Source organism: Streptomyces sp. NPDC001493 (assembly GCF_053597235.1).
Genome location: NZ_JBSFHV010000004.1, coordinates 129,539 through 142,014, shown reverse-complemented (window position 1 = coordinate 142,014; position 12,476 = coordinate 129,539). Strand labels below are relative to the sequence as shown.

Here is a 12,476-nt window from a genome sequence, read left to right as displayed (position 1 = left end):
GGGAAGGCCTCGGCTACCCCTCACTTTCGATCTGCTGGCAGACGGGTGGTTGCGGCCGCACGATGGAGAAGCGGACACCACCAGACGCCTTTGATCTGGGTATGTTCCTGGCCGTCAGGGCAGCCACCGCGTCCTCAAGGAGTCGAGACCCGTGTCGGGAAACAACGGTCCAAGGAAGTTCGTCTACGACTTCACCGAGGGCAACAAGGATCTGAAGGACCTGCTCGGCGGGAAAGGTGCGAACCTCGCCGAGATGACCAACCTCGGTCTGCCGGTCCCTCCCGGCTTCACCATCACCACCGAGGCGTGCAAGGTCTACCTCGACAGTGGCGTCGAACCCGCCGAACTCCGCGACGAGGTGAGTGCCCATCTCGCCGCCCTCGAAGCCCGGATGGGCAAGACCCTCGGCCAGGCCGACGACCCGCTCCTGGTCTCCGTACGCTCCGGCGCCAAGTTCTCGATGCCCGGCATGATGGACACCGTCCTCAACATCGGCCTCTCCGACGCGTCCGTCGTCGGACTCGCGGCGCAGGCAGGCGACGAGCGGTTCGCCTGGGACTCGTACCGCCGGCTCATCCAGATGTTCGGCAAGACCGTGCTCGGCGTCGGCGGCGACCTCTTCGAGGACGCGCTGGAGGACGCCAAGCGGGCCAAGAAGGCCGAGGTCGACACCGACCTCGGCGCCGAGGACCTCAAGAAGCTCGTCAAGAACTTCAAGCGGATCGTGAAGACCGAGGCCAGCCGCGACTTCCCGCAGGACGCCCGGGAGCAGATGGATCTGGCCATACACGCCGTCTTCCAGTCGTGGAACACCGACCGGGCCAAGCTCTACCGCCGTCAGGAGCGCATCCCCGGCGACCTCGGTACCGCCGTCAACATCTGCTCCATGGTCTTCGGCAACCTCGGACCCGACTCGGGCACGGGCGTCGCCTTCACCCGCGACCCGGCCAGCGGCCACCAGGGCGTCTACGGCGACTACTTGCAGAACGCCCAGGGCGAGGACGTCGTCGCGGGCATCCGCAACACCGTCGCGCTCGCCGAACTCGCGACCATCGACCGGGCCTCGTACGACCGGCTGATGCAGATCATGGAGACGCTGGAGACCCACTACCGGGACCTCTGCGACATCGAGTTCACCATCGAGCGCGGCCAGTTGTGGATGCTCCAGACCCGCGTCGGCAAGCGCACCGCCGGTGCCGCGTTCCGGATCGCCACCCAACTCGTCGACCAGGGACTCATCGACGAGGCCGAGGCGCTCCAGCGCGTCACCGGCGCCCAGCTCGCCCAGCTGATGTTCCCGCGCTTCGACGACACCGCGAAGACCAGGCTGCTCGGACGGGGCATCGCCGCGTCCCCGGGCGCCGCCGTCGGCAAGGCCGTCTTCGACTCGTACACCGCGATCAAGTGGTCCCGCTCCGGCGAGAAGGTCATCCTGATCCGCCGCGAGACCAACCCCGACGACCTGGACGGCATGATCGCCGCCGAGGGCATCCTGACCTCGCGCGGCGGCAAGACCTCGCACGCCGCCGTCGTCGCCCGGGGCATGGGCAAGACCTGCGTCTGCGGCGCCGAGGAGATCGAGGTCGACACCAAGCGCCGCCGGCTCACCGTGGGCGACACCGTCGTGGAGGAGGGCGACCTCGTCTCCGTCGACGGCTCCACCGGCAAGGTCTACCTCGGCGAGGTACCCGTCGTACCGTCCCCGGTCGTCGAGTACTTCGAGGGCCGGATGCACGCGGGCGCCGACGACGCCGACGAACTCGTGGGCGCCGTCCACCGGATCATGGCGTACGCCGACCGGATGCGCCGGCTGCGGGTACGGGCCAACGCCGACAACGCCGAAGACGCCCTGCGCGCCCGCCGCTTCGGTGCCCAGGGCATCGGCCTCTGCCGCACCGAGCACATGTTCCTCGGCGAGCGCCGCGTCCTCGTGGAGAAGCTGGTCCTCGCCGACACGGACGCCGAACGCGAGGCCGCCCTCGCCGAACTGCTGCCGCTCCAGAAGGCCGACTTCATCGAGCTGTTCGAGTCGATGGACGGACTGCCCGTCACCGTACGGCTGCTGGACCCGCCGCTCCACGAGTTCCTGCCCGACATCACCGAACTCTCGGTGCGCGTCGCGCTCGCCGAGTCCCGCAAGGACGCCAACGAGAACGACCTCAGGCTCCTCCAGGCCGTGCACAAGCTGCACGAGCAGAACCCGATGCTGGGCCTGCGCGGGGTACGCCTCGGACTGGTCATCCCCGGACTGTTCGCCATGCAGGTCCGCGCCATCGCCGAAGCCGCGGCCCACCGCAGACACGCCAAGGGCGACCCGCGCGCCGAGATCATGATCCCGCTCGTCGGCACGGTCCAGGAGCTGGAGATCGTCCGCGAGGAGGCGGACCGGGTCATCGCCGAGGTCCAAGCCGCCACCGGGACCGACCTCAGGCTCACCATCGGCACCATGATCGAACTGCCCCGCGCCGCACTGACCGCCGGTCAGATCGCCGAGGCCGCCCAGTTCTTCTCCTTCGGCACCAACGACCTCACCCAGACGGTGTGGGGCTTCTCCCGCGACGACGTGGAGGCCTCCTTCTTCACCGCCTACCTGGAGAAGGGCATCTTCGGGGTCTCCCCCTTCGAGACCATCGACCAGGACGGCGTCGGCGCCCTGGTGCGCAGCGCCGTCGCGGCCGGCCGCGCCACCCGCCCCGACCTCAAACTCGGCGTCTGCGGCGAGCACGGCGGCGACCCGGAGTCGGTGCACTTCTTCCACGAGGTGGGCCTCGACTACGTCTCCTGCTCGCCGTTCCGCATCCCGGTCGCCCGGCTGGAGGCGGGGCGGGCCGCCGCCGCGCCGAAGGGCGGGGACGCCACCGGCTGACCCGCTTTCTCGCCCCCGACTTCCGGAACCGCCATCACCGGGCCACACCCGACCCTCGCCCCGGCCCGGGCGGCGCTTCCGGAACCCGAGCGGCGGCACCCTGTGCGGGGGTGCCGCCGCTCTTCCACGTCCGGGGTGCGTCGGGAGTTCTCAGGGACCGGCCCTCACGGCGTGGTGAAGAGCAGCGCCGCGTTCTGGCCGCCGAAGCCGAAGGAGTTGGACGCGGCGGCGGAGAGCGAGACCGGGCGCGGGGCCCCGGTGACCACGTCCAGTTCCAGGCCCTCGTCCTGGCGGGAGAGGTTGGCGGTCGGCGGGACCAGCTGCTTCTCCAGGGTGAGGACCGTCAGGGCCGCCTCGATGGCGCCGGCCGCGCCCAGCGAGTGACCGAGGACACCCTTGGGGGCGGTGACCGGCGGGGGCGTGCCGTCGAAGACCCGGAGCAGGGCCCTCGCCTCGGCGGTGTCCCCGGCCTGGGTGGACGTGCCGTGCGCGTTGACGTGGCCGATGTCCGAGGGGGCGCAGCCGGCGTCGGCGAGGGCGGCCCGCAGGGCGCTTTCGGCACCCCGGCCCTCCGGGTGCGGGGCGACCGGGTGGTGGGCGTCGCTGGTCGAGCCGAAGCCGCGCAGCAGCGCCCGGGTGTGCGCGCCCCGGGCCAGCGCGCGGTCGGGGCGTTCCAGGACGAGGACGGCGGCCCCCTCGGAGAGGACGAACCCGTCGCGGTCCGTGTCGAACGGGCGGGACGCCGCGTCGGGCCCGCCCCGGGAGAGCGCCCGCATCTGGGTGAAGCAGGTGGCGGCCATCCGGGACCGCCCGGATTCGCTGCCCCCGGCCAGCACGATGTCGCAGGCGCCGGAGGCGATCAGGCCGCGGGCGACACCGAGTGCGGTGGCCCCGGAGGCACAGGCGCTGGTGACGGTGAAGTTGGGGCCGCGCACCCCGAGGTCGAGCGCGACCTCGGCGGCGGCCATGCTGGCCACACTGCGGGGCAGCGCCAGGGGCGAGACCAGGTGGGGCCGGTCCTCGCCGAGCAGCGTGAACTCGCGTACGTACGTCTCCATGCTGTTGCAGCTGACGCCGAGGACGACGCCGATCCGGTCGGCGTCCCAGGTGGCCGCGGAGAGTTTGGCGTCCGCCACGGCCTGGCGGGCGGCCACCAGGGCGAGCTGGCAGAAACGGTCCAGCCGACGGGCCAGCCGGCGCCCGAGGGTGGCGTCCGGGTCGAGATCGACAGGGCAGGAGAGGTCGACGGGAAGGCCCGCCAGCACGGGATCGCGCCGGGCGAGACTCCTGCCCGCGCATACGCCGTCCCAGGTCGCGGCGGCGGTCCCGCCGGCCGGGGTGATCATGCCGATGCCGGTGACGGCGGCCTCAGCCGGCATGGCGCGTCCCCTCGGTGGTGGCGCGGTGGCGCAGCGCGGGAACGGGGGCGGGCGGGTACGTGCGGGTGGGGGTGAGGGTCATCGGGAGGCTCTCGCGGTGGTGGTGAGCAGGCGGACGTGGTGGGGGAGGGCGATTCCGGCCATCGGCGCGGGGTCCTGCGACGCGCCGGGGACAAGATCGTCGGGCGCCGGGGCGTCGGCGAGGCGGAGGGACGGGAACCGGCTGAGCAGAGCGGGCAGGAACTCGCCCAGCTGGAGGCGGGCGAGGGCCGCGCCCAGGCAGTAGTGGACGCCGACCCCGAAGGTCAGATGGGCGGTGGCGGCCGCCTGGGGGTCGCGGTTGGCGGCCGGGATCACCACGATCAGCCGCTGCTGGGCGGCGACGGGCACCCCCGCCAGCACGCAGCCGCGGGTCGCGACGCGGCCGACGACCGCCGCGGCCGGCCGGGTGCGCAGCACCTCCTCCACGGCCGTCCCCATGTCCTCGGGCCGCCGGCGCAGCGCGGCCGTCAGCTCGGGGCTGCTCAGCACGGCGTACGCCGCGCTGGTCAGCGAGGACTGGACGGTCATGAAGCCGGTGACGAACAGCTGGGCGGTGTGCACCACGATGTCGTCGATCCCCACCCCGTCCGCCCGGGCGGCGGCCACCCAGGTGGAGAGGAAGTCCCTGCCCGGGCACCGCTCGCGCTCCTGGACGACCCGCAGGAAGTACGCGACCAGCGCGGCGTCCGCCGCGTCCGCGTCGTCCAGATCGGCCTCCGTGGGGAAGAGTTCGGCGGCGGCGGTCCAGCGGGCGGTCAGGCCCGCGAGCATCGGGGCGTCCTCGTCGGGCAGCGTGAGGACCTTGCACATGACCCGGGAGGGCAGCGGCCGGCTGATGTGCTCGGTCAGGTCGGCGGTGCCGTGGGCCGCGAGTGCGGCCCCCAGTTCGTTCAGGCCGCTGTGGACCAGGGCGGTCACCACGGGCCGCAGCTCGGCGAGCGCGGTGCGGTGGAAACCCTGCGCCAGGTGGGCCCGGAGCGCGGTGTGGCGGGGCGGGTTGGCGTTGGGCAGGGAGGCCGCGTAGCTGACCGCGCTGCGGTGGTGGCGCCAGCCGCCGGCGTGCGCGTCGCGCCAGGCGGTGTCCGGGAGGATGAACGCGGGGTCGCGCAGCACGTGGCGGCACTCCTGGAAGCCGGTGACGACGGCCGCGTTCAGCGCGGGTACGGGGATCACCGGGCCGAGCTCCCGCAGCCGGTCGAACACCGGGTACGGGTCGGCCTCGGTACGCAGCCGGCGGAGCAGGCGCATCACCTGGGTCTGGGGGCCGGCGTCTTCGGGCTCGGTGGAGGACGGGGTGGCGGGGTAGGGCGACGGGGCGGTGGGGAGGACGGCGCTCATGGGGTTCGGTGCTTCCAGTGGTTCACGGGGAGCGGCGGGTGCGCCGCGCCGTTCGGTGCTTTCACGGGTGCGGCGGGTCGCCGTTCGTGCGGTCCGGGGATACGCGGGTGGGGGCGGGGTGCGGGGTACGGGCTGTGCGGGGTACGAGCGGTTGCGGAGCTCTTCGGCGGCGGGCGGCGGGCGGTGCGGGCGTCGGGTGACGGACGGTACGGGGCGTGGGCGCGGCACGGGTGGCGGGCCGCGCGCGGGTCAGGAGGCCACCAGGGCCAAGGCGCTGTTCTGGCCTCCCAGGGCGGTGGAGACGCACAGCGCGGTGCGCGCCACGCCGGGGCGGGGGACCTTGGTGACGAGGTCGATCCCCCCGGCGAAGGCCGGGTCCGGTTCGGTGAGGTTCGCGGTCGGCGGGATGGTCCGCCGGGCCAGGGTGAGCACGCTGAGGACGGCCTCGACGCCTCCCGAGCCCGCACCGGCGTGGCCGAGGGTGGCCTTGGTGGCGGTGACGGGCGGGCGGTGCGGCAGCAGCCGGGCCAGCCAGGACGCCTCGGCCGCGTCGTTGGAGGCGGTCGCCGCACCGTGGGCGTTGACGTGCTCCACGTCCTCCGGCCGCCAGCGGGCGTCGGCGAGCGCGGCACGTACCGCCTGCTCGGCGCCCCGGCCCTCGGGGTGGACGGCGGCGATGTGGTGGGCGTCGCCCGCGGCCCCGTAACCGGCCGTCCAGGCCAGTACCGGTGCGCGGCGGGCCCGGGCGTGCGCGGCGCGCTCCAGCACCAGGATTCCGGCGCCCTCGGCGACCACGAAGCCGTCCCGGCCGGCGCCGAAGGGGCGGGCCGCGTCGCGCGGGTCGCAGGGGCGGGTGGAGAGGATGCCCAGTTGGCCGAAGGCCGTCACGGTGAGGGGGTGGCAGAGGCACTCGGAACCGCCGGCCACCACGATGTCCAGGGCGCCGGAGCGCAGCAGGTCGCGGGCTACACCGATCGCGGTCAGCCCGGAGGCACAGCCCGCCGAGGTCGCGAAGTTCGGCCCGGCCGCGCCGAGATCGAGGGCGACCTCGGCCGCACTCGCACTGGGCAGGCTGCGCGGCAGCGCCATCGGGGGCACGGTCTCGGGGCGGCCGGCGGCGAGTCTGCCGCAGATGTCGATGAGGCCGTCGACGCTGGAGCCGCCCGTACCGATGACCACCCCGACACGGACCGGGTCCCAGTCGCGTCCGGTGAGTCCCGCCATGGCCATGGCCTCGCGCGCGGCGACCACGCTGAGCTGGGTGTTCCGGTCCATCCGGCGGGCCAGCCGCCGTCCGAGCAGCGCGTCGGGGTCGAAGTCCGGTACGCGGCAGGAGATGTCCGCCCGCAGTCCGGCCAGCAGCGGGTCACGGGCGGCCGTGGACACCCCCGCCAGGGCGGCGCGCCAGCCGGCCTCCACGCCGATCCCGCCGGACGTGACCAGTCCGAGGCCCGTCACGACGACACCGGCCCTCACGACTGCGCGGGCGCGACGGGCAGAGCCTGGTCGAACGGCGTTGCGGGAACTGTGGCCGTGAGCGTGGCCACGGCCACGGGGTGCTGCCGGTCGGGCGCGGTGGCCACGGCCGTGGGGTGGCGCCGGTCGGGCGCGGGTGCGGCGGCCGCGGCGCGGTCCGGCGCGGAAGTGGGTGTGGAGGCGGGGCCCGGGGGGAGGGCCCGGGCGAAGACCTCCGCCATCTCCCCCAGGGTGCTGTCGGGGTTCATCTCCACGTCCTCCAGGCGTACCCCGGTGTTCTCGGTGATGATCACCGCCAGCTCCGCCAGGGAGAGGGAGTCCAGCTCCAGTTGACGGGCCGTCGCGCCGGGCCGCACCTGTTCTTCGTCCAGCCCGAACTCCTCGACCAGCAGTCTGGTGAGCGTCTCGTACATCGTGCCGTCCTCCATGAAGTTGTTTCTTGCGCAAACACAGTCGCCAACGACGCCAAGCCCTCCTGGTCACCCCGAAACACCGATTCGTCAGGGTTGACTCGCGAGAGTCCCCGCGTACGGCCGCGTGGCGGGGGGTGGCGCGAACGGGGGTGGGGTGGCGCGAGGCCACGGACGCCGTGTTCGACCGGGGCCCCGGGCCGCTGTCGGGGGCGTTGTCAGTGGGCGCACGTATGTTCAGTCGTGTTCCGCTTCCGCCCTCGCGGAGCGGACCCCCTTTCACGTGCGCATACCCCTTCCTTCAGCCAATCCCCTTCGAACGCAGAGGACATGACGTGTCGTCAGATCTGGAGAGGTCGAGCATCGTGCGGGTGATCCCGCCCGCCCGGCCGCGCAAGCTCGCCAAGGTCCCGTTCGTCGAACTGGCCGACGGGCGGCTGCAGGGCGTGGTGTCCAGCGGGTCGGACATCGAGCGCGTCTACGTCTCGTCCGTCGAGACGCGGACCTTCGCCTACGCCTGCAGTACCAACAACAATCGCCCCTGCGGCGGGGCGCGCGGCGGCTTCTGCAATCACATACGTGCCCTGGTCAACGAATCCGTCCTCCAGTACGGCCCCGAGCGCGTGGCCCGGTACCTGAAGGCCGAGCCCGCCGACGGCGAGCCGAGCGCGCAGGGCATCACCGCCACCATGACGGCCGCCCGCCCCGGACCGGCGGGAAGCACCGCCGCCGCGCCCGTCTTCAGCCGCTTCCTCCACCACCTGGCGTACCTCGAACTCGCGCCGACCACCATGCCGTTGCCCGAGATGCAGTGGTTCCCGCCGACCCGCTCGCTCACCGGGGAGGCGGCATGATGCGGGCCGGCCTGCTCGCCGAGGAGATCGACGGACTGGACGAGGCGCTGACCGCCGCCGACTCCTTCGACCGGGTCCTGGTGACCGGCCTGCTCCGGCCGCGCCCCGCGCAGGCCACCGCACTGGCGGAGTTCGCCGACGCCCTCGCCGGGAGCCCGCTCGCCGCGAGGGTCGCCGAGGCGGCCGCGAAGGCCGCCTCCGGGGCCGCGGGCGAGGAGCACTTCACCGCCCTCGCCGCCGCGCGCGCCGCGCTGCTCGGCTCCGCGCACGACGCGCTGACGGCCCGGGCGGCGGAAGCCACCGGCCGTACCAGCACCCCGGCGGCGGCCCCCGGCATCGAGCCGGGGGTCCCGGCGAACCTGCTGGTCGCAGCCCGCTCCTGGCTCTGCGACCTGGCGCGCTGCGGCTGGCGGGGCATCGACCACGAGGTGGTCTCCGGGGCCGCGCGGATCGTCTCCGCGATGCTCGCCGACCCGGAACTCCGCCGCCTGGCCGCCCTCCTGGACGGCTTCGCCGCCGAACTCGCCGCGTCCTGCCCCGGCGCCTCCCTGGAACGCGTCCCGGTCCGGCGCTGGGCCGACCTCTGGACACGGGCGATGCTGCTCACCCTGCCCGGCGCGGCCGACGCCCCTTCGACCGTCCCGGTCACCGGCCGGCTGCTGCCGCTCGGGGTGGACGTGCAGGAGCACGCGACCGCCGTACAGGCCCAGGTGCACGCGGTGTTCGAGCCGGCGGACGGTTCCACCCCGTACCTGGTCCGCGCGTCGGTGTCGGCGCCCAAGCCCGACTCGGTCGTCGGCGCCGGACTCTGGCAGCTGCTCCGCCCCCACCTCTCCCTCCTCGCGGCGGTGGGCGAGGGGCGCGCGGCGGAGCTGACCGGCATGCCGGTCACCCCGGCGGGCGACCTGATCTGGAGCGACGCGCACGCCCGCCCCGGCGAGCCCGCCGACTCCTTCGCCACCGCCCGGGTCGCCCTGCCCACCGCGACCGCCCGGGCGACCGCCCCGCTGGACCGCCACCCCACGGCCGTCGCCGTACCCGTCTTCCTCGACGGCTACGCGGCAGCGGCCGGGGAGGACGGCTCGGTGACGTTCACCCTCGCCGGGGGAGCCCTGGACGTGGACGTGGACCGGATACCGGCCGCCGGACCGCTCACCCCCGAGGCCGTCCTCGCGTCGGGGGCCTGCATCGGCCTGCTCCGCTGGGACGCGGGGGCGTACCGCCTCCAGCCGCTCGCCGTGGAGACCCTCGTACGGAAGAAGCCGGTGGCGGTGCACGCCGGAGCCTGGGCCGGAGGCACCACCGACAAGGCCGGAACCAGGGCCGAGAAGGCCGCCACCGACGCGGCGGCCGTACTGCGCGAACGCGCCGGAAGGCTGCTGCGGACATGACCGGACGGACGGACGACATCGGACAGCGAGAGGCCGCGGGAGCGACGCGAGCCCACGGCGCCCCGGACGGCATGTCCGGCGCGGACTCCCAGGACAACCGCCGCCAGGTCCTCTACTGGCGCCTCCTCGCCCAGCTCTTCGACCCCGAGGAGCAGCCGGCGCTGGAGTCGGCGAGCCTCGCCGTGGTCGAGGACATCGGCCTGCCGCCCGCACTGCTGGACCCGAAGGTCGCGGTCGACTCGGTCGTGCAGCGCCACCCGGGCCTGGCCGCCGAGTTCGACGGGCTGCTGGCGGGGGACGCCGTCGCGGACTCCGGCGCGGACGACGAGGCCGACACCGACGCGGACGCTTCCGGCCGGGACCGGGCGGCCGAGGTGCGGCGCGCCGCGCTGGTGTCGAAGGTGCTGCTGAACGTGTTCGCGACGGGCCGGGGCGCGGTCACCGCCGGGCAGTTGTCGCGCTGGCAGTCCGACGCGGGCTGGCTGGAGCGGGCGCTCGGCTGCGAGCCCGGCGCCCTGCGCGGCGGACGCACCACCGGACGCTCCGCCACGGGCCCCGGCGCGGGCCCCACCGGGTCGGGCGGCGGTACGACCCCCGACCTCAGCCGGCTGATCCCGGCGATCGGCCCCGAACTCGGCGCCATCGAAGCCGACCTCGTCCGGCGGATGCGGCTGCGCGAGGTGCTCGCCGACCCGAAGCTCGCCGCGCGGCTCACCCCGAGCATGTCGCTGATCGAACAGCTGCTGCGCGACAAGAACAACCTGGACGGCGTCGCCCTGGCCAACGCCAAGGCGCTGATCCGGCGGTTCGTGGACGAGGTCGCCGAGGTGCTGCGTACCCAGGTGGAGAAGGCCACCGTCGGGCCGCTGGACCGCTCGGTCCCGCCGAAGCGGGTCTACCGCAACCTCGACATCGACCGCACGATCTGGAAGAACCTCACCAACTGGAGCCCCGAGGAGGAGCGGCTCTACGTCGACCGCCTCTACTACCGCCACACCACGCGGAAGACGACGCCCCAGCGGCTGATCGTGGTGGTCGACCAGTCGGGTTCCATGGTCGACTCGATGGTCAACTGCACCATCCTGGCCTCGATCTTCGCCGGGCTCCCCAAGGTCGACGTCCACCTCGTCGCGTACGACACCAAGGCCCTCGACCTCACCCCGTGGGTGCACGACCCCTTCGAGACGCTGCTCCGCACCCAGCTCGGCGGCGGCACGGACGGCACGGTCGCCATGGCACTGGCCCAGCCGAAGATCGCGGAGCCCCGCAACACCGTCGTGGTGTGGATCTCCGACTTCTACGAATGGCAGTGCGAACCGCTCTTCGAGAGCATGGCCGCCCTCCACCGCTCGGGCGTCAAGTTCATCCCCGTGGGCTCGGTGACCAGTTCGGGGCGCGGCAGCGTCAACCCCTGGTTCCGCGAACGCTTCAAGGACCTCGGCACGCCGGTCCTCTCCGGCCACATCCGCAAGCTCGTCCACGAGCTGAAGAACTTCCTCACCTGAGCCCGGCCCGGTAACCCGTCTCTTCCGCCCCCGTACCCCAGACCCGAGAAAGGCCCGACATGTCCGACCTGCTGCGCGCCCCCGCCGAGATCAAGTACGCCGAGGAGCTGGACTGGCTGGAATCGGTGGACGACGGCCCCAAGCCGTTCTCCTGGCGCCTGTCGCCGAAGATGGTCCGCCTGTTCATCCTGGGCTCCGAGCGCGCCGACGGCCTCGACCGGGAGATCGGCCAGAAGTGGTTCGGCGACCGCAGCTTCGTCGAACGCTCCATCGTCACCCTCGCCTCCGACCGCGGCCTGCTGCTGATCGGCGACCCGGGCACCGGCAAGTCCTGGCTGGCCGAGCTGCTCTCCGCCGCCATCAGCCGCAACTCCACGCTGGTGGTGCAGGGCACGGCCGGCACCACCGAGGACCACATCAAGTACTCCTGGAACGTCTCCATGGTGATAGCCAAGGGCCAGTCCCGGGAGTCGATGATCCCCTCGCCGATCATGACCGCGATGGAGACCGGCACCATCGGCCGCTTCGAGGAGCTCACCCGCTCCACCAGCGACGTCCAGGACGCGCTGATCTCCATCCTCTCGGAGAAGTACGTCTCCGTCCCCGAACTGGAGAGCGGCGGCGACGGCGACAACATCGTCTTCGCCAAGCCCGGATTCTCGGTCATCGCCACCGCCAACAGCCGCGACCGGGGCGTCAACGACCTCTCGTCCGCACTCAAGCGCCGCTTCAACTTCGTCCGCATCCCCGTGGTGACGAACAAGAAGAGCGAGGCGGAGATCGTCCGCTTCCGCACCGAGGAGCTGCTCCGCCGCCACCGGATCGAGCTGGACGTGCCGCCCACCCTGCTCGACGTGCTCCTGCAGAGCTTCGCCGACCTGCGCGCCTCCGCCGCCGCGGCGGGCAGCGACGACGAGAAGCTGGAGTCCGCCCTCTCCAGCGCCGAGCAGATCGGGGTGCTGGAGGACGCGATCCTGCACAGCAACTTCTTCGGGGAGCGCGAGCTCACCGCCCGTACCCTCGCCTCCTCGCTCGTCGGATCGCTGGTCCGGCGGGAGCCGGAGGACCTGGCCATCCTCAACAAGTACCTGCACGGAGTCGTGGAGCCGCGCGGCAAGGAGGAGGGCGGCGCCTGGCCCGAGTTCCTGGAGGGCGGCCGGGACGCGATCGCCACCCTGTCGTGACGGGCGCGAGCGACATGACCGAGGTGACCGG

The 12,476-nt window shown here is 73.2% G+C and carries 9 protein-coding genes; 5 read left to right on the top strand and 4 right to left on the bottom strand.

Features of this window, described 5'->3' with window-relative positions:
• The first annotated feature begins 151 nt into the window (after positions 1-151).
• Positions 152-2,866, top strand: a complete 2,715-nt coding sequence (gene ppdK / locus ACWCWD_RS08335; RefSeq protein ID WP_450771186.1) for a pyruvate, phosphate dikinase — start codon at positions 152-154, stop codon at positions 2,864-2,866.
• 164 nt (positions 2,867-3,030) lie between these two features.
• Here the strand turns inward: ppdK and ACWCWD_RS08330 are convergent, their stop codons facing one another.
• The 4 genes from ACWCWD_RS08330 to ACWCWD_RS08315 form a co-directional block, all read right to left on the bottom strand.
• The gene (locus ACWCWD_RS08330; RefSeq protein ID WP_450771185.1) at positions 3,031-4,245 is read right to left on the bottom strand and encodes a beta-ketoacyl-[acyl-carrier-protein] synthase family protein; all 1,215 of its coding nucleotides are present in this window, start codon (positions 4,243-4,245) and stop codon (positions 3,031-3,033) included.
• Positions 4,246-4,323: 78 nt separating this feature from the next.
• The gene (locus tag ACWCWD_RS08325) at positions 4,324-5,625 is read right to left on the bottom strand and encodes a cytochrome P450 (RefSeq protein ID WP_450771184.1); all 1,302 of its coding nucleotides are present in this window, start codon (positions 5,623-5,625) and stop codon (positions 4,324-4,326) included.
• Between the two features lie 249 nt (positions 5,626-5,874).
• Positions 5,875-7,083: a beta-ketoacyl-[acyl-carrier-protein] synthase family protein gene (locus ACWCWD_RS08320; RefSeq protein ID WP_450771183.1), complete on the bottom strand. Its 1,209-nt coding sequence runs from the start codon at positions 7,081-7,083 to the stop codon at positions 5,875-5,877.
• Between the two features lie 14 nt (positions 7,084-7,097).
• Positions 7,098-7,529 carry an acyl carrier protein gene (locus ACWCWD_RS08315; protein ID WP_450771181.1) on the bottom strand — a complete coding sequence of 144 codons (432 nt, stop codon included), beginning with the start codon at positions 7,527-7,529 and terminating at the stop codon, positions 7,098-7,100.
• 317 nt (positions 7,530-7,846) lie between these two features.
• Here ACWCWD_RS08315 and ACWCWD_RS08310 point away from each other — a divergent pair, with 317 nt between their 5' ends.
• From ACWCWD_RS08310 to ACWCWD_RS08295, 4 genes are all read left to right on the top strand, one after another.
• Entirely contained in the window at positions 7,847-8,365 is a 519-nt protein-coding gene (locus ACWCWD_RS08310) for a hypothetical protein (RefSeq protein WP_450771180.1), read from the top strand.
• A complete protein-coding gene (locus tag ACWCWD_RS08305) occupies positions 8,365-9,756 on the top strand; it encodes a hypothetical protein (RefSeq protein ID WP_450771471.1) in 1,392 nt (463 codons plus the stop codon). Before ACWCWD_RS08310 ends, ACWCWD_RS08305 begins: the two co-directional genes overlap by 1 nt.
• A gap of 71 nt (positions 9,757-9,827) precedes the next feature.
• Positions 9,828-11,261 carry a vWA domain-containing protein gene (locus ACWCWD_RS08300; RefSeq protein ID WP_450771470.1) on the top strand — a complete coding sequence of 478 codons (1,434 nt, stop codon included), beginning with the start codon at positions 9,828-9,830 and terminating at the stop codon, positions 11,259-11,261.
• Positions 11,262-11,320: 59 nt separating this feature from the next.
• Positions 11,321-12,445 carry an ATP-binding protein gene (locus ACWCWD_RS08295; protein ID WP_327175716.1) on the top strand — a complete coding sequence of 375 codons (1,125 nt, stop codon included), beginning with the start codon at positions 11,321-11,323 and terminating at the stop codon, positions 12,443-12,445.
• Positions 12,446-12,476 lie beyond the last annotated feature (31 nt).